We start from the raw sequence: 18,220 nt of genomic DNA, 5'->3' as shown, positions 1-18,220 counted from the left end.
GAAAATATGAAAAAACTTATTTTGATATGTTTAATTTTGGGGATAAATAGTGTCTTTGCCAAGTCAGTAGCTACAGTATTATTTACCTCAAAAAAAGTGGTGGCAAACAGAAATGGGATAGAGCGTACACTCTCTCGAGGCTCTTCTTTAGATGTTGGTGATGCAGTTATTACCGGAAAAGGAGCTTTAGCCAATATTAAATACAATAATGGAACTTTAGTAAATATTGGTGAAAATTCTAATTATAAGATTTTAGCTTATTCTTCTAAACCCTCGGATATACAGGTTGCTGCGGAATTAGATACAGGAAAGATCAAATTTAAAACGACGGGCAAATCCAAAGAAACTTTAAAAACACCCGTCATTGCTCTTGCTATACTCGGAACTGAATGTTCCGCTTATGTTCCAGCATCTGATAAGACCTATGTGGAATTAAAATCTGGTACTATCTCAGGTACCATATCTGGTAATCAAGCAGTAGGTAGTGTATTAATGAATGCTGGAGACAGTATTCTTGCTACAAACGAGGGAATAAGGCATGCTCCATTTCCTCAAGGAGGCAGAGTAGAAACAGTAACAGGAGCTGAGGGAAGTATTGCTGAAACTACAGAAGAACGCACTGAAGCAAGGTCTATAAGCGAGCAAGAGGAAGTGGAGAGCGGGACGGACGGTACTAGTGCTGAAACTCCAGAAACTGCTGCTGAAGCGATCGGTTTAATCGATAATACCCAAACGGTAGCAGAAGCATCAAGTAGCGAGGCAGAAGCAATAGCAGTTATAGAGACAGCAGAAGTTAGTATCTTGAGCTGTACAAGCCCATTTTGATACTAAAGGATAGTATCTACTTACTTTCCAAAAAAATTATCGATATTTCATACCATATTCTGGATTCCGCAGTTCGTACTTTATACGTAAATCCCATGGTATATTTTATTCATAAATATGTGAATGATGATAAACTAGCAAGAACATTTAGCATGTTTGCCTTAGCAAGTTTAAAAGGGATGCCTACCTCTGTTAAAAGATATACTTATGACACGATTGTTCTGACCAGGGATGGTATGTCAGTATCTGATATGCCATGTCGAATGCGAAAGCCATTAATGCAGCGTTTTTCAATTTTAATAGCTCCGAATGGAATCATTAAAAATCAGAAAATAAAAAGGATGATGTAGTTATTAGCTTGAGTGATGTACAAGCGATGAATAGGATCGGCTTTTTAGGAAGCGGTTCTCGAAAAAACTCGGATGTAACAAGCACAGCTTCCTTAACATTTCGTCCTTAAAGAGTTTGTTGGTCAAAAATGACCCAACCTACAATATTCTTGGTAATTAATACACGTCGCTGCCATTGTCAGCTACTACACGGGTATGTCTTCCATAAATGACCAGAATTTTTTGCTTGGTTTTTAACTTCAAATCTTCTGCCTGAACTACTGAAATAATGCTACCTGAGTTCAACTTGATAACATACTCCACACCATGAGTTTGGTTATAGCCGCCACCATCTATCAAGTTGGCATCGGCGCCACCTTTTACATGGAGATTGGCGTCGGCATTTTGTCGATGTAAGTTAACAGGACGTTTGGAAATAATCACCCCTGGTATAACTTTTTTGATTTTACCTATTTCATTGGCATCGTATTCACCAGGGGGAAGATCTCTGCTACAACCAATAAAAAATAGGCCTAATAGCAATACAGAAATAGATTTAAATATCATTTTACCCATAGTAATTTAAACTCCAATGCTCATTAATTCATTTTGCCTCATTATTCTAACTGAGATTTCGAAAATTATTAATTAATTTTTATTCACTTCCAACACAGTGGTGACAACTGAACAAATTTTCAGGATCATACCGATGTTTTATTTGCAATAGCTTTTTATAATTGGCACCCCACAAAGCATTTTGCCAATTCTTGAGGTTATAATCTGCTTCATTACCGTAAGTCCTGCATTAGGACATAGGTTATGTATTAATTCCATAGCCTTTCGGGCATTTTTTGCAGAAATTTCTGCTTTCTCTAAATCAGGCTGATGCCCAGCGATATCAGGGAAGGCATATTGTTGTCCCCCGCTTATTGTGACCAAGGCCACAGCATCCAATACGGCAGGATTCATTGATGTTTTCTTTTGCCTTTCAATGGCCTGCAGAGAAGCTCCAGATAAGCCTTTATTGAAATGCAAGGATAATGCAGTGAGACGTGATGCTTCAAATAATGTCTCAGACAATGGATTGGCGAATTCTTTTTGAAAAAGAGAGTAGGGCAAATACCCTGATTGATAATGAGTTAAATAAATGGAAACTTCCGATTGATTTCCAACCCACCAAAATTCCCCATAGGGAGCATTTTTTTGTTTATTAATAACAATATAATTAGGTAGGTTTTTACTTAGATAATCGTAATCCCAGAATTTCCTTGCTGGGAGAGCTAATCTATTAATAGTAAATTGATAATGCTCCGGTCTTTGAGACAACCATGTTTTGAAAGGCTGCCATAATTGGTCAACTTGAGCTTCATCCATTCCCTGGAAAACCAAAGCCAGTTTCATTGTATTGTCAGGACCTAATATAATTTGTTCACCCCAATGTTCATTATGCAGTTTTTCTCTATAAAAATTACTAAAGTAATTGATAAGTTTTTTAAAATCTTGATCTGATTTGGCGGTAATAGTGCCTGTTAACGCACCAAATATTTTTGGCAATGGATGAGTTGCCAATGTAATTTTACTGACTATGCCATAAGTGCCACCACCGCCCCCTTTCAGTGCCCAATATAAATCTTGATTTTGACATCCATTGGCGACAAGTATCGATCCATCAGCAGTAATAATTTCAGCTTCTAAAATGCCTGCAGCTCCCGTTCCATATTTTTTAGAAAAACTGCCAAACCCTCCGCCTTGAATAAATCCACCGGCTACTCCGACAGAGGTGCACCCTCCACCCTGAACATACGTCCGTGGTTAACCACTACTTCTTTATAGGCTTCTAACCATCTAGTGCCCGCCTCAGCACTTACAGCAGGAACACTTTGATAGTTAGCTGGACAGCCTTGGGGAATGAAGTGATCTTCAATTTTTGTTTTCCTCATGGAATGTGTCCAAATCAACAAAGAATCCGGGGCGCTCGATCGCCCAAGGTAATCATGCCCAGTGCCTTTTACTACTATTTTGATATGATGCTTGTGAGCAAATTTTACTGCGTCGGCTATTTCTTGGGCTGTTTCGGCAATGACGATGTAAGGGCTTACTTTAGCATTCCACGCTTTATACCATCCAATAGTTTGTGTTGCAGTAGGTTGTTCCTCTAAATAAAAAGGGTTTTTAATTTCTTCAAAAGTCTTTTTACACGCTTCACTTTTAGATTCTTTGATACAAGGTAATAAAAAGCTGTTGCCTTTTATCAGATGACCATTAACTTGTTTGTTAAGAGCCTCCCATTCTGATTGGGTTGGCCAACAGGACTGGTTGGGAAGGCAGTAAGAGTTTTCTGATTTTAAGGTGGTAGGTTTGGCGTGAGAAGCTAATGTCCCTAATATTCCTATAGCGCAGCTAAAAAGTATTATCCCTAATTTCATCAAAATTTCCCTGTGACTTTGTCTGACTATATTAACATAGAATAGCAACTATATTACATCAGGGTATGGGCTCGGATGTTTCAACATTTTGTTAGCTCATTGAGCAGGCTGCTGGCCCCTATGCGAAACCAATCGTTATGAATAGTTTTTTCCATTATTAATTCAACGAGTTGCGCATATTGTTGTGCTTGATGAGGCGTTTTGATGCCCCCAGATACTTTAATACCACAGGAGGACTCAGAGGAGTCTTTAATGGCAGAAGCGATTGCAAAGACAGCTGCTAAAGTAGCTCCTAGAGGAGTTTTTCCAGTTGAAGATTTTAGAAAACGACCTCCCAGAGTAATGAGTTCTGTAGAAACTTGATAGATACTTTCCATGTCTGGAAAGGCTCCAGTCTCTAAGATTATTTTTAAAGTCACTTGATATTTTTTGCAAGTCTGAATAATGACATCACAATGATTCAGTGCTTTTTGCTTGTTTCCTGTTAAATAGTGTTGGTAGGGGAGGACGTAATCTATTTCCTGGGCACCTAACTGAATGGCATTATCTAGGTCCGTTAGGCAAGCCAATAAACTCTCGTCTCCATGTGGGAAGTTGATAACAGTAGCTAATTTGATTTCAGGGTGATGATGAAATTCATGAAGATGTTTGGGTAAGACACAAACGGCAGCAACATGATTGATACGGGACTGATCTTTTAGCTGGTGCAAAGCCTCTGGGGAGGCATTTTCTTCCAATAATGTCAAATCAATACATTGTATCAATTGATCTTTTGTGACTATTGGGTTGTCATTGGAACATAAAAGGCGATGTAAAATATCATTGAAATGATTATCTATACTCACGATAATTCCAGGATATATTGTTTAATTAATGTATTAAGTTTTTTCGATGCCGAAGAGGCCATTTTAACCACTTCATCATGATTATGGCTGGTTTTTGCCAAGCCTGTAGCATAGTTCGTTATGGTTGCGATGACTGCAACACGCAGACCACAATGATTGGCTACTAATACCTCAGGGACTGTAGACATTCCGACCGCATCCGCACCTAGTAATTTAAAAGCACGAATCTCAGCAGCCGTTTCGTAATTTGGCCCTAATACAGAGATATAAACTCCCTGATGTAAATTAATTGAATTTTTTTTGGCAATATTCAATAAATCATTGCGCATGGTTTCATCATAGGCGTTATCCAAAGGATAAAATCTGGGGCCAAATTCCTCATCATTAGGGCCAATTAGGGGATTACTCGGTTGAAAATTGATATGATCGGTAATTAACATTAATTCACCTGGTCCAACGTTTTCTCTAAGTGAGCCAGAAGCATTAGTTGCAATAAAATATTGACAGCCTAATAGCTTCAATGTTCTCACATAGGTTTTTACAGTCTCATAATTTTCCACCCCTTCATAGGTATGAGCACGGCCTTGCAAGCAAACAACCGCTGTAGGTCCATAATACCCTAAGATTAATTTTCCACCATGTCCGTGCACCGTAGTTTTGGGAAATCCGGGAAGGTTTTCGTACTCGATACACGTAGCATCTTCCAATTCCTCGGCAAATTGACCAAGTCCAGATCCCAATACTACACCAACTATTGGTTTAAATGAGGGGCATAATTTCTTAATATATTCTGCTGCTAAATGGACATAATTTGTGGTTGTTGGAGTGGTCATATTATCTCATCCAATTAAGGGTTAAAATCAAAAGCTAAGGGTAGCAATTCATTAATTGTTATACTGTGGAATATTGTATCTTTATTACATAGATGGATCATAGTATCAAGGTATGAAAATTCGTAGATTCTTTGGCGGCAAGCACCACAAGGAGAGCATAGTAAATTGTTTCCTGCTAATACTACAACACTTTTAATTTTTTTTTCCCCTGCGGAAACCATATTACATATTGCTGAGAGTTCAGCACAAGCTGTCAACCCATAAGAACTGTTTTCTACGTTAACTCCTGTATAAAAATTATTTTTATCTGTGCAGATACAAGATGCAACAGAAAATTTAGAGTAAGGGGCATAGGCATTGGCCAATGCCTTATGTGCCTCGGTAATCATTTTCGAAGTTATGTGGTCCATTGTAGTCCTCTTGATTGGCGTGGAAAATATACTCGATTAACGAGGTTTCGCACAAGTATGAATCGATGAATCCATCAATAGATCAGGTGGGGATTCCTTTTCATTAGGTCTCTTTCCAGATTCTGCTTTAGTTGGGAACTGTTTTGTCGATACAGTGCTCGACGAATTGTCATGTGGGGTTGTATACTCTATGGTCCCAAGCCTCCTTTCTCCTTGCTCTTCCTCTACTGCAGCGAGGTTGAAAAGAGGGGTATTCGCTGCTTTTGAACTTGGAAGATTGCTGCCATGGCATAGGGTAACAGCTGAGGCAGAGTCGCAATTATTGGTTTTCCCTAATTGATTGTTCATTTGCTTATAACTTTCATCCATAACGATGCAAGCTTGAGAATCTCCAAAATTAGATTCCAGCCAATATTCTACAGCCCATGCCCCTAGTCCGATACAAAGAAAAGATGTGGCAACAAGTATAGGAAGCGTTATAACAGGGAAAAGAAATGTAAGTGTGGTAGATGCGGATGTAACAATACTTATTAAACTTATTGTTAAAGCATAAGACACATACTTGCTTTGACGTTCGTGAACATAATCTTTCTCATCAACCGGAGGGTTATTTAATTTATGATATTCACTGATAGTCCATAGAATATTACCGCCTGCAAAAATCCATCCGGCCGGGAGAAGCAATATAGGTGAAAAAATTGCAATGATGCTAATGACTGTTGCAGCAAGTCCGAGGGCAGCAGCATAAAGATGCTGCTCTTTAAACTGAGCAAATCCATACCATTCTTTTTCAATCTTGCCTTGGCTAGGATAAAAATGGCTGGCAATAAACCATAGAGAATAACCAATGAGGTAAAGAAAAAGTGAAACTAAATTAAGTAGAGGAGATAAGATGATAAAGGGCAGATATCTGATTTTTGAAATAAAAAACCCTGAAAAAAAGAAATAAGTGCTTGCCTTACTTAATTTTGTATTATCACTCACCGAATTAGATTCCAACAGGTTTTTTTAAAGTCATTTTACTTAAAACTCAATCTATTATCTAGTCATTTAATATTATGAATAAAGAGTGTTATTGGGTTCTATTGTGGACAAGCCATGAAGTGTAAAGTTTATGATGAAATGGTTCCTAACTAGACTAGCGTGAGAAAAATTAAACTTTAAGTTTTGCTGGCATTAATTGGCAAAATGATACGAACCAGCAGGCCGCCTTCCTTTCTATTTTGGGCGATAATTTCACCTTGATGGAGAACAACTGCTCGAGCAGCAATAGCCAAACCTAAACCATACCCACCTGTTTTTTTAGTCCTAGATGCGTCTACACGATAAAAAGGATTAAATATCTTTTCTAGTTGATCTTCCGGTACACCAGGTCCTTTGTCCATAATATCAATATAGAGTTTCTCTGTACTTTCATCATAATTTGATGAGATGAGGACCTGTTCATTGGGAGGGGAGTAGTGTGAAGCATTGCGGACTATGTTCTCAATGGCTCTATGTATTAAGCGTTGATCAATAACTAATTGACAAGAAGCCATCGGTCCAGCTTGCATTTTCACTGAATTGATGCCAAATTCATAATTGGCATCGTTAATAATCTCTGTCAGTAAATCGGAAATATTGGTTCGGGTCAAGCGAAGATCAGCGGTTGATTTTTCTAAACGTGCAAAATCTAGGATTTCCCCTATCAAATCATTGAGTCTTGAGGCTTCAATTTCCATACGATCAAATTCGCCATCAGCTAAATGCTTAGTTTTCTTTCGACCAAGCTCAATAGCTATTTTAAGCCTGGCTAAAGGGGAACGTAGCTCATGAGAGATGTCTTGTATTAACCTCTCTTTCGAATGAACAAGCGCTTCTAATTGCTCAGCCATTCGATCAAACTCATTAATTAATTCTGCAATTTCATCTTTATTATGGCCTCTAAAGTGGCCAACACGAGTATTTAGCTTTCCTTTTGCTATCGATTTTGCAGCCATGCCAAGTGAACGAAGGGGTTGTGTTAAGTAGATTGAGAGCAAATAGCAGATAAGTCCACTAATGAAAGTAGCTAACGTTAAGCGAATGGTAAGTCCAGCCCAGGGTATTTGCACAAAATAGGATATTGGTTTCTCACTAACTGCTACTAACCGGTAATATTTTCCTGATGTTGACATAATCTCATGACTGACAATCAATTTTCCTGATTTAAATATGCCTTCACTTGGAAGTTGCTCATTAATTATGCTTTCCGAAATCTTTTTAATATTTTCAGGCGGCTTTTGAGCACCTATAATTTCTCCAGTACTGGAGAGTAGATAAAGGGTCATATGGCGAGACAGGCCAATTTGATCAAGCCAGTTCAAAAGAGCTGATTGTCGGCCTGATTCATAGGTTGCAACAGCTGCATTGGCATAGCTGTCCATGAACATCTCTTCTCGTACAGGCTGAGAAGATTTTTGCGCGATTTGGCTGGTAACCCAAGCGTGGTAAATATAATTAAAATGGTGGCAAGCCAAAAGGAAACAAATATTTTCCAGTACAAACTACGCATTAAACATGTATCCAAAACCACGTACAGTTTTGACCAGGGGTTCTCCTTGAGGGTTATCACCTAATTTATTTCGTAAATTACTAATGTGAACGTCAATACTGCGGTCATAGGCGGTATATTTTCTACCTAAAGCGTATTCAGTGAGCTCTTCTTTGGAAAATGCTTGCCCTGGGGATTTGATTAGCATTTCCAAAATATTAAATTCTGCATTAGTTAATTCCAAAAATTTTCCTCCCATAGTCACATGACGCTTTGAGCAATCCACCACAATATTATGTTGTTCAATAATTGGTTTGGGAGTTGGAATTTTTTGGGTACGTCTTAAAATAGCTCGCAAACGAGCTACTAATTCGCGAGGATTACAAGGCTTAGGTAAATAATCATCTGCGCCGATTTCTAAACCAACAATGCGATCGATGTCATCGCCGCGAGCAGTTAACATTAACACAGGAGTTTCCAAATGTTCTCTTATCGCCTTTAACACTTCAAAACCATTCAGTTTGGGGAGCATAACGTCTAGAATAATAGCATCAAACACCTGATTTAATGCTTTTTTTACGCCATTTTCTCCATCGTGTACGCACACAACATTGAAGCCTTCTGGTTCTAAATATTGTGTTAATAAATCTGTCAGTTCGGTATCATCATCTATAATAAGAATAGAGTTGCTCATGAATTATTTATCCTTCAACATTAGAACTTAGTTTGTCAGAAATTCTTTTATCGAGACACTCTAATAACTTTATTCTTCTCGAATCAGCATTAAGGACTTTAAACTCAAAATCACCTATGGTTATGGTTTCACCTCGTTTAGGTAAATAACCAAATTTATTCAATACTATACCTCCAATTGTATCATAGGTTTCGTCACTAAAATTAGCTTTCAATTGCTCATTAAATTCTTCAATTGGCGTATGGGCTTTAATGATGTAGCAATGGCCTTCATGAGTTTTAATATAAGCATCTTCATCTATATCAAACTCATCCTCTATATCACCAATGATTTGCTCGATGATATCCTCAATAGTAACAAATCCTGAAACTTCTCCATATTCATCGACTACAATGGCCATATGATTTTTATTACTGCGAAATTCGCTTAGTAAACTATCAAGACGTCTGCTTTCAGGAACAAAAGTCACCTGTCGACAGATGTCTAGCAAATCGAATGATTCCAGATTCTCTGGCTGATATCTTAACAAGTCTTTCGCGTGCAAAATTCCAACAATTTCATCGGAGTCTTCACCAGTGACTGGGAAACGCGAATGCCCTGTTTCTGTTACAACGCTGATAATGTGCTTAAAGTCATCATCCTTATTGATACAGACCATTTGATTTTTAGGTAACATGATGTCGCGAACGCGCATTTTGGAGAAAAGGATTGCTCCTTCTATCATGGCGAGAGTTTCTGCGTTAATTAGAGAACGTATCTGTGCGTCCCTCAATAAACTAACAAGCTCTTCCTGATTTTGTGGCTCCCCTTGTAAAAACTGTTTTAAACGGGAAAACCACGACCCACCTTCTTCCATTTTACTCAAGTTCATTTTCCTCTACTTCATAGGGATTAGCATAACCTAACTCAGCCAGCAATTTAGCTTCGAGTGCTTGCATAATAGAGGCTTCTTCATCTTTTATATGATCATAACCTAATAAATGCAATACTCCATGAATTAAGATTAAAGACCAATGTTCTTGTAGCGATTTATTTAGTTGTTTACTTTCATCAAGCAAAACTTCAGGGCAAATCACAACATCACCAAGAAGAGGGCACTCCAGCTCAATGTTTGAAGGCAAAGAACAAGGGAATGCAAGAACGTTAGTTGGTTTATTTTGCTTCCTATAGGTGTTGTTGAGATAGATCATTTCTTCGGAATCCACGATGCGTATGGTTAGTTCAGCATCGGTTATATGATCTCTGAGCGCCAGAGAGGCTAGCTGAGTTATTTCATTGTCACTCAGAGATAAAGGTTTTTCTGTTGCATTTTGGATATCAACATAATAAGTCATTTTTTATTCCTTTCTACCTCATTATCATAGCAATCCACAATTTTTGAAACCAAAGGATGCCTTACAACTTCCTTGCTGGTAAAAGTGTGAATGCTAATATCAGGGAAATGTTTAAATAATTTAAGGGCATGGTTAAGCCCAGAGTCAATTCCCTTCGGCAAATCAACCTGAGTTACATCGCCGGTAATTACTGTTTTAGAGCCAAAACCCATACGTGTTAGGAACATTTTCATTTGCATGATGGTAGTATTTTGAGCTTCATCAAGAATAATAAAGGATTCGTTTAAAGTTCTTCCTCTCATAAAGGCCAGAGGGAGAATTTCAATGATATCTGTTTGGATCAATTTTTGTGTTTCTTTAAAACCAATCATTTCATATAAGGCATCATAGATAGGTCTTAAATAAGGTAATACTTTTTCTACGATATCACCTGGTAAAAAACCAAGTTTTTCACCAGCTTCTACAGCTGGCCTTACAAATATAAGTCTTTGAACTTCTCCTTTTTCAAAACATTCGATTGCCTTAGAGACAGCAAGATAAGTTTTACCAGTACCCGCAGGCCCTACAGCAAATGTAATATCGTATTGATCTATCGCATCCAGATAGGCCGCTTGTCTGTTATTACGGGCTGAAATTGATTTTCGAGATAATCGGATATGATGTGTCATTGCTGATTGATAATCCTCATTGATTAATGCACGTAATGTTTTGGTATCTATAGGTTGTTTCGTTAAAGGATATAATAATTTTAATACTTTTTTTATCTCTTCAAAACGATCATCGGATTGACCAAATAAGATCATGTTATGATTTTTGATTTTTATGGAAACTTTGAAATGTTGTTCTAAACTTTTTAAGTTACTATGTAATACTCCACACAGGTTTGCAAGTTCCTGAGTATTAAGAGGCGGCAATTTAATTATTTCGCTATTTAATGTACTGCTCAAAGGGATTAAAAAAGTTAACTAACCATACTTAAAGAATAGTGCAAAAGTGCCCTGTTGTGCAAGTTGTTCAAAGAAAGGGATATCTTTTGTTGGTGCAATTTATAACTTAGACACCTGCATATCGTTATTGTTAACGTATAAATCACACCCCTTCGTCCCGTATGAAGATCACACCCAACAAAATGTCAATATATCCCTGATTTATTGATAATATGATATACTTTTGTTTTTTGAAGCTTATTTCAATTTATGATCGATCTCCATTGTCATAGTTCCTTCTCAGATGGTGCCCTAACCCCAGAAGAATTGATAAAAAAAGCCAATAGCTTACAAATTCAATGTTTGTCACTGACTGACCACGACACTATTGCAGGTTACCCATCTTTGTATGAAGCAGCACAACAAACAAGCATTAAAATAGTGAAGGGCATAGAATTCAGCACACGCTGGAAAAAATATGATATTCACATTCTTGGCTATCAATTTTGTGACACACCAGAAATACAAGAATTAATTTCTCATCAAAATAAAAGCCGGATAAAACGTGCAGAGCAAATTGGTGAATCTTTGCATTCCCTTGGTGTCGCAGATGCTTACCACAAAGCTTGTGAATTGGCTGGCCATCAAAGAGTAGGTCGGCCTCATTTTGCCCAATTATTGATAAATGAAGAAAAGGCAAGGGATATGCAGGCAGCTTTTAAAAATTATTTGGGAAGGGGGAAAAGAGCTTATATTCCGACGCCTTGGCTCAGCCTCCAGGATGCCGTGACAGGTATCTTGCGCTGTAGTGGCCAAGCTGTAATAGCACACCCTCTTAAATATGGATTGACGCGTACTAAATTGCATGAGTTAATCAAGGATTTTAAAGAAGCAGGTGGTGTTGGCATGGAAGTAGTTTCGGGAGAAATGACACAAATCCAGATTCAAGAGATGGCTGGGGTGTGCGAACGATTTCATTTGCTTGCATCCTCAGGATCAGATTACCATAGTGACACTCAATCTCGTATAAATCTTGGACGTCAGCAACAATTACCAATAACATGTACGCCTATTTGGCAAGAATGGAACATTTAACAGGGGACTTTATGAGTCAGTTTTTTGCATTACATCCTGATAATCCTCAAGCACGCTTATTGAGAAAGGCAGTTTCAATTATTGAGGATGGCGGGTTAATTGTTTATCCAACAGATTCAGGTTATGCATTAGGATGTAGTTTGGGTAATAAATCAGCTCTTGAGCGCATTCGCCGTTTAAGACAATTAGATAAACATCATAATATGACTTTAGTTTGTCGTGATTTATCCCAATTAGGAACCTATGCTAAAGTGTCTAACCCTATTTTTAGGCTACTAAAAGCATTTACTCCGGGATCTTATACTTTTATTCTAAATGCAACGCATGAGGTACCTCGTTTAATGCTTCATCCTAAACGCAGGACCTTGGGTTTAAGAGTACCAGATAACACAATTACTCTAGCATTACTAGAGTGTCTTGAAGCTCCCTTGATGAGTACCACATTAATTTTACCTGGAGCCGAATCTCCTTTGAGTGAGCCGGAAGCTATTAGAGATCTGTTAGGTAATCAAATTGACTTAATTATTGATGGTGGAAATTGTGGTCATGAACCGACCACGGTAGTGGATTTAACGGGAGACTACCCAGTGATTATTAGAGAGGGTAAAGGAGATCCTGGGCCATTCAGATAAACAAGGTTTGTATATTGACAGATTTAATTAATTTTTAATAAGAAGAGGAAATTGATGTCAGCATTGTTTACTTCCAATAAGCGAGTTGTTTCTGGAATGCGAGTCAGTGGAAGATTGCATTTAGGTCATTATCATGGTGTTTTAAAAAATTGGATAAAATTACAGCATCAATACGATTGTTTCTTTTTTGCGGCAGATTGGCATGGCTTAACAACACAATACGAAGAGCCTGGTTTTATTGAAAAATACATATGGGATATGTTTGTTGATTGGTTGGCTTGTGGTGTAAATCCAGGATTATGCAAGATTTTTATTCAATCTTGGGTTCCAGAGCACGCTGAACTGCATTTGCTTTTATCAATGATTACTCCCTTGGGGTGGCTTGAGCGAGTTCCAAGCTACAAAGATCAGCAAGAGAAATTAAAAGAGAAAGATTTATCGACTTATGGATTTTTGGGGTATCCCTTATTACAAAGTGCTGATGTTCTTTTGTATCATGCTGACTATGTTCCGGTAGGAGAGGATCAGGTTGCTCACATTGAGTTAACCCGAGAAGTGGCCCGCCGTTTTAATTATCTTTATGGTAAAGAGCCTAATTTTGAAGAGCTGGCAGCTGCAGCCATTAAGAAAATGGGTAAAAAGAATGGGAAAATCTATACCGACTTGCGCAAACAATTTCAAGAGCATGGAGTTCACGAAGCGATACAAACAGCTCAGGCGTTATTAGAAGATCAACCTAATTTATCTATTGGTGATAAAGAGCGGTTGCTTGGTTATTTAGAAGGTAGCGGCAAAATTATATTAAGTGAACCACAAGCTTTGCTAACCGAGACAGCAAAAATGCCAGGTCTAGATGGACAAAAAATGTCCAAGTCTTATCATAATACGATTATGCTAAGAGAGGAGCCTGCGTCGGTGGAGAAGAAAATTTTGACTATGCCCACAGATCCGGCACGTATTAAGCGTACTGACCCAGGAGAGCCAGAAAAATGCCCGGTTTGGCAATTCCATAAAATATATTCTAATGAAGACGTGAAAGATTGGGTTCAAGTAGGTTGTAGGAGTGCTGGAATAGGATGTATTGATTGCAAAAGGCCAGTTATAGATGCTGTCTTACAAGAACTTAAACCAATACAGGAAGCCATTGTTGAGTACGAATCTGATTTAGGCTCAGTGAAGCGCATCGTCGCCGAAGGAAGCGAGGCAGCAAGAGAAGAAGGAAGCAAGACTTTGAATACTGTGAGGGAAGTCATGGGACTTGATTATTAATGAATGCCGAGTTATTAGAAAGACCTGTAGTAAGAGCTGTAGTAGATGGTAAAGAAATTACTCAGGTCCCGGATGACTTGTATATTCCTCCTGATGCACTTGAGGTGCTGCTTGATTCTTTTACAGGACCTCTGGATTTGCTGTTGTATCTGATTCGTAAACAAAATATTGATATTCTCAATATTCCCATGACGAGCATTACTGAACAGTATTTACAATATATTCAACTCATGGAAAATCGAAGAATGGAGTTGGCTGCTGATTATTTGTTAATGGCTGCTCTATTGGCTGAGATTAAATCACGATTATTATTGCCTGTGACACCAGAGTCTGGAGAAGAGGAGGAAGAAGATCCCCGAATGACTTTAGTCAGGCGTCTACAGGCTTATGAACAGATAAAACAGGCGGCTGAATTATTAGATTCATTGCCCAGGCAGGAGCGTGATAACTTTATAATTCAGATCAATCCTGATGAAATTGACACAATTAAAGTTTATCCCGACGTTCAGTTATCTGATTTAATAGAAGCTATGAAAGCTTTACTGCAACGCGAAGAACACCACTCCAAACATGAGATTGCTAGAGAACCAATGTCTGTTCGTGAGCGAATGAGTCGTATTCTTTTGCAATTACAGCAACAAAAAATTATGGAATTTAGCCAATTATTTACCCTGGAAGAGGGAAGAATGGGATTGGTTGTTAGTTTTTTGGCTATTCTTGAGTTGGCAAAACAATCTTTATTAGTTATTACGCAAACACAACCATTTTCCCCCATACATTTGCAGGCAGCGTAAAATGGATGACAATGAATTAAAAAATATTGTTGAAGCGTTGATTTTATCCAGTAGTGAGCCGATTACATTAGGAAAAATTCAGGAAACCTTTGATGAGTGGCAAAAGCCAACATTAGAAGCCTTGCAAAAGGTTGTTGATGGTTTAAAAATGGATTATTCTTCTCGCTCTTTTGAGCTTATTCAGGTATCTAGTGGATATAAGATACAAACCAAAGCCCAATATGGCTTCTGGGTTGCACGACTGCAAATTGAAAAGCCTACAAAATATTCACGAGCTTTACTTGAAACTTTGGCAATAATTGCTTATAAGCAGCCTGTGACACGCGCCGATATAGAGGAAATACGAGGAGTAGCAGTTAATAGTCAAATTATTAAAACATTAATGGAGCGAGAATGGATACGTATTGCTGGTTATAAAGATGTGGCAGGAAAGCCAGCCGTTTATACTACAACAAAAGAATTTTTAGATTACTTCAATTTAAAGTATTTAAGTGAACTTCCTTCTTTACCAGAAGTAATGGAAACATTAACTTTGCACCAGGCAAACCAACCTACTGAAGAGTGTTTGATAGAATGAGCAGTGAACGATTACAAAAAATATTAAGCCAGGCAGGGCTGGGATCTCGTCGGGAAATGGAAAGATGGATTGAAAATGGCTGGGTCTCTGTTAACGGCAAGCTAGCCAAGTTAGGCGATTCCGCTGGTCCTCGTGATAAAATTACAGTAAAAGGAAAATTGGTTCCTAATCCTTTAAAAGTAAAACAAAATACCCGAATTTTACTTTACCATAAACCTATTGGTGAAATTTCTAGTCGGCATGATCCTAAATTTGAGAAGACCGTTTTTGATAATTTACCGCATCTTAGACAAGGCCGTTGGGTACAAGTAGGACGCTTGGATTTGAATACTTCTGGATTACTTATTTTTACTAATAATGGTGAGTTAGCTAATCAATTGATGCATCCCAAATATGGTTTGGAGAGGGAGTACGCAGTCAGAGTTCATGGCCAAGTCAGTCAGGAGGCTTTAAATAATTTATTAAAGGGTGTCCTATTGGATGATGGTTTAGCCCAATTCACGCGAATACAATTTCATGGCGGGGAAGGAACAAATACTTGGTATCATGTGACCCTTAATGAAGGAAGAAACCGGGAGGTCCGTCGCTTGTGGGAGTCTCAGGGAGTTGAGGTTAGTCGATTAATAAGAATACGTTATGGTACTTTGTCCATGCCAAGATTTTTGGGAAGAGGTCAGCACTATGAACTTTCTCCTCAAGAGGTGACGGAGTTTCTTGCTTCTTTACCTAAGGTGTGACCTTATTGATGTATGACTAACGGTCACTTCACATAGGCTTGATGAAGAAAGTTACTCAATTCCTATTGACGCGACTCGCCCGATTGTTTACTATCTCCCGCGACCATTGTCATATGGAAATTATGGAATTGTATCATGAAGCAAGTTAAATTAATGGAATACTTTGTATTTTTTCTAAATAATCGTCAAGTTATATCTTTTGGTTATCCTTTTATTCTTCCAGTACCAATCTTACTTTCCTGAAATAAAAAAATTCAATCCATTTGAAAAATTAAGTCTGGGAATTGCCTAATCTCGTTATAACAAGGAATTATTGTGAGAAAATTGGTACTGGTTTATATATTATTCTTCTTTTATTCTATTTCTTATGGGGCCCGTTATCCTCAAGTTAGGTTTGTCTTTCCTGTAAGTCCGGTTCCTACCGTATTTTATGGCGATACAATGCGTATTCCAGTGCAAATGCATTGGTGGGCGAGTGCAAGGAATCCAATTAGTCGTAGCACCTGGAATATCCCAATAGGAAGCAGGATCGAGTATGTTTCAGGGAGTTGTTATGAGTTAATGACTTATGTGGCATTTAATACGTATTATACTTGTTATTTGAATATTGTAATTCCAGGAGACATAGTTGGAAAAACTATTTCGGGAGTTTTAAGTTATGATACGGGCGTGTGTAAACATTCCCCAAATAAAAACTGCGTTTTCTCATCGCCTCTCTTTTCTGTGAGGGTTATCCCTCATCCCTTGTCTATGTCCACTATTCCTATACAGCAAGCTACAGCCAATTTGGATTTTGTTTATAATTTAAAAAATTCGATTCGGTATTTCGATGAGAATATTGCGGCAGGGAAAGCAATTATTGGCATCGTCAGTCCAATGGAACAAGACGGTGTTCATTTTGAGCAGAGTAAATTAGCATTTGTTGGTAAACCAAATCGGGTAGGTCCCTATTATTTTAAAGCCAGCGTTCAAAACGAGTATAGCAAAGCCCAGCCTACTGATTTCATTATTCATGTCAAAGCCAATCCTAAGGATAAGCCCATATTTAAAAAACATTATTCTATTACTAGCGCCAAGCGAAACCAGAAATATACGATGAATCTTTTGGAGTTAATTGAACCCCGTAAGGATTTTCAACTAACAAACCAAATTAGATTTCGAATACAGAGCAATTATAATAATCCTGATTGGTTAACCATTTCCAAAGACGATGCTACCCGTCTGGAAGGTTTTGTCCCAGGTGATATTAGCCATTCAGAAGTGGAAGTGGCATTGATTGCATCCTCTAATACCGGTGGTGATTCCGAGCCATTTGTTCTGAAAATACCATTGGCTCGCGACTCTTCAAAAGCGCCTATAATCGAGGATTTTGAGCTGCAGGGTATTTCTGGTAACCAGATTAGGGAAGATTTATCACGGTTCATAAAGGATCCTCTCCAGGATGGAAATCTAAAAGTGATTTTGGATGAGGTCATGCCTAAGGCATCTTGGCTAAAAATATCTGCAATGAATCCTACGGTATTAGAGGGCGTGGTTCCAGATGATGCTTCAGGCCAGCAGTATTGGCTTACTCTGCGGGCTAGCACCGCTGTTGGCGGTAGTTCTGAAGCAAGAAGAATTCCTTTGCAAATCAATTTAGATAAACAAAAGACGCCACGATTCAAAGCCTCCAACCCTGTGCTCCCTTTAATTTATCCTGGGCAGTCTTTCTCTCATGACTTTGTGGCTAATAAGGATGTTTATCCTGAGTATGAAGATTTTCCTTATGAAATTAGTTTCAGCAAGGGAGGAGAGGGGCCATCCTGGCTAAAAATTGAAAATAATCAACTCATAGCGAAACAGGTTCCTGAGCAGCTTAATGAGTCAATGATTGAAATCAGCATTATTATAAAAAATAGGCCAGGGGGCAAATCACCTCCTTTGAAGTTGTCTTTAATGGTGATGAATGAACTTTTATTTATTAGATAGCATCAGGAAGTATA

17 protein-coding genes and 2 pseudogenes are annotated in these 18,220 nt (G+C 38.2%); 8 read left to right on the top strand and 11 right to left on the bottom strand.

Annotated features, from left to right (window positions below; all coding sequences use genetic code 11):
• Nucleotides 1–6 precede the first annotated feature (6 nt).
• Nucleotides 7–825, top strand: a complete 819-nt coding sequence (locus OK13_RS00425; protein WP_035886309.1) for a FecR domain-containing protein — start codon at nt 7–9, stop codon at nt 823–825.
• A 506-nt stretch (nt 826–1,331) separates the two neighbouring features.
• Here the strand turns inward: OK13_RS00425 and OK13_RS00415 are convergent.
• From OK13_RS00415 to OK13_RS00365, 11 genes and pseudogenes are all read right to left on the bottom strand, one after another.
• A complete protein-coding gene (locus tag OK13_RS00415) occupies nt 1,332–1,730 on the bottom strand; it encodes a hypothetical protein (protein ID WP_035886306.1) in 399 nt (132 codons plus the stop codon).
• 79 nt (nt 1,731–1,809) lie between these two features.
• A pseudogene (locus OK13_RS00410) lies at nt 1,810–3,580 on the bottom strand (FAD-dependent oxidoreductase).
• Nucleotides 3,581–3,660: 80 nt separating this feature from the next.
• The gene (gene deoC, locus OK13_RS00405) at nt 3,661–4,425 is read right to left on the bottom strand and encodes a deoxyribose-phosphate aldolase (RefSeq protein ID WP_035886303.1); all 765 of its coding nucleotides are present in this window, start codon (nt 4,423–4,425) and stop codon (nt 3,661–3,663) included.
• A complete protein-coding gene (locus OK13_RS00400; RefSeq protein WP_035886301.1) occupies nt 4,422–5,258 on the bottom strand; it encodes a purine-nucleoside phosphorylase in 837 nt (278 codons plus the stop codon). The genes deoC and OK13_RS00400 overlap by 4 nt, the downstream gene beginning before the upstream one ends.
• 14 nt (nt 5,259–5,272) lie before the next feature.
• Nucleotides 5,273–5,668: a cytidine deaminase gene (cdd, locus tag OK13_RS00395; protein ID WP_035886298.1), complete on the bottom strand. Its 396-nt coding sequence runs from the start codon at nt 5,666–5,668 to the stop codon at nt 5,273–5,275.
• Between the two features lie 36 nt (nt 5,669–5,704).
• A complete protein-coding gene (locus OK13_RS00390) occupies nt 5,705–6,652 on the bottom strand; it encodes a hypothetical protein (protein WP_081964834.1) in 948 nt (315 codons plus the stop codon).
• 176 nt (nt 6,653–6,828) lie between these two features.
• Nucleotides 6,829–8,201: pseudogene (gene cpxA / locus OK13_RS00385) on the bottom strand (two-component system sensor histidine kinase CpxA).
• Entirely contained in the window at nt 8,194–8,874 is a 681-nt protein-coding gene (cpxR, locus tag OK13_RS00380; RefSeq protein ID WP_035886296.1) for a two-component system response regulator CpxR, read from the bottom strand. The pseudogene cpxA and the gene cpxR overlap by 8 nt, the downstream one beginning before the upstream one ends.
• 7 nt (nt 8,875–8,881) lie before the next feature.
• Entirely contained in the window at nt 8,882–9,745 is an 864-nt protein-coding gene (locus tag OK13_RS00375; RefSeq protein ID WP_152571508.1) for an HlyC/CorC family transporter, read from the bottom strand.
• A complete protein-coding gene (gene ybeY / locus OK13_RS00370; protein ID WP_035886291.1) occupies nt 9,732–10,208 on the bottom strand; it encodes an rRNA maturation RNase YbeY in 477 nt (158 codons plus the stop codon). Before ybeY ends, OK13_RS00375 begins: the two co-directional genes overlap by 14 nt.
• The gene (locus tag OK13_RS00365) at nt 10,205–11,011 is read right to left on the bottom strand and encodes a PhoH family protein (protein WP_241480298.1); all 807 of its coding nucleotides are present in this window, start codon (nt 11,009–11,011) and stop codon (nt 10,205–10,207) included. The genes ybeY and OK13_RS00365 overlap by 4 nt, the downstream gene beginning before the upstream one ends.
• A 393-nt stretch (nt 11,012–11,404) precedes the next feature.
• On the opposite strand from OK13_RS00365, the gene OK13_RS00360 reads away from it, so the two are divergent.
• The 7 genes from OK13_RS00360 (at nt 11,405) to OK13_RS00330 (ending at nt 18,206) form a co-directional block, all read left to right on the top strand.
• Nucleotides 11,405–12,229 carry a PHP domain-containing protein gene (locus OK13_RS00360; RefSeq protein WP_035886277.1) on the top strand — a complete coding sequence of 275 codons (825 nt, stop codon included), beginning with the start codon at nt 11,405–11,407 and terminating at the stop codon, nt 12,227–12,229.
• An 11-nt stretch (nt 12,230–12,240) separates the two neighbouring features.
• Nucleotides 12,241–12,861: an L-threonylcarbamoyladenylate synthase gene (locus tag OK13_RS00355; protein WP_035886273.1), complete on the top strand. Its 621-nt coding sequence runs from the start codon at nt 12,241–12,243 to the stop codon at nt 12,859–12,861.
• A 54-nt stretch (nt 12,862–12,915) separates the two neighbouring features.
• Nucleotides 12,916–14,130, top strand: a complete 1,215-nt coding sequence (locus OK13_RS00350) for a tryptophan--tRNA ligase (protein WP_035886269.1) — start codon at nt 12,916–12,918, stop codon at nt 14,128–14,130.
• Nucleotides 14,130–14,924 carry a segregation and condensation protein A gene (locus OK13_RS00345; protein WP_035886266.1) on the top strand — a complete coding sequence of 265 codons (795 nt, stop codon included), beginning with the start codon at nt 14,130–14,132 and terminating at the stop codon, nt 14,922–14,924. The genes OK13_RS00350 and OK13_RS00345 overlap by 1 nt, the downstream gene beginning before the upstream one ends.
• A gap of 1 nt (nt 14,925) precedes the next feature.
• Nucleotides 14,926–15,501 (top strand): SMC-Scp complex subunit ScpB, encoded by a 576-nt coding sequence (gene scpB / locus OK13_RS00340; RefSeq protein ID WP_035886264.1) that lies wholly within the window; start codon nt 14,926–14,928, stop codon nt 15,499–15,501.
• The gene (gene rluB, locus OK13_RS00335) at nt 15,498–16,238 is read left to right on the top strand and encodes a 23S rRNA pseudouridine(2605) synthase RluB (protein ID WP_035886262.1); all 741 of its coding nucleotides are present in this window, start codon (nt 15,498–15,500) and stop codon (nt 16,236–16,238) included. The genes scpB and rluB overlap by 4 nt, the downstream gene beginning before the upstream one ends.
• 315 nt (nt 16,239–16,553) lie before the next feature.
• A complete protein-coding gene (locus tag OK13_RS00330) occupies nt 16,554–18,206 on the top strand; it encodes a hypothetical protein (RefSeq protein ID WP_035886260.1) in 1,653 nt (550 codons plus the stop codon).
• The last annotated feature ends 14 nt before the right edge of the window (nt 18,207–18,220 follow it).

The organism is Legionella norrlandica, assembly GCF_000770585.1.
In the GTDB taxonomy this organism is placed as follows: Bacteria; Pseudomonadota; Gammaproteobacteria; order Legionellales; family Legionellaceae; genus Legionella; species Legionella norrlandica.
The sequence above is the reverse complement of the archived record's forward strand: the minus strand, read 5'-3'. Positions and strand labels throughout refer to the sequence as shown.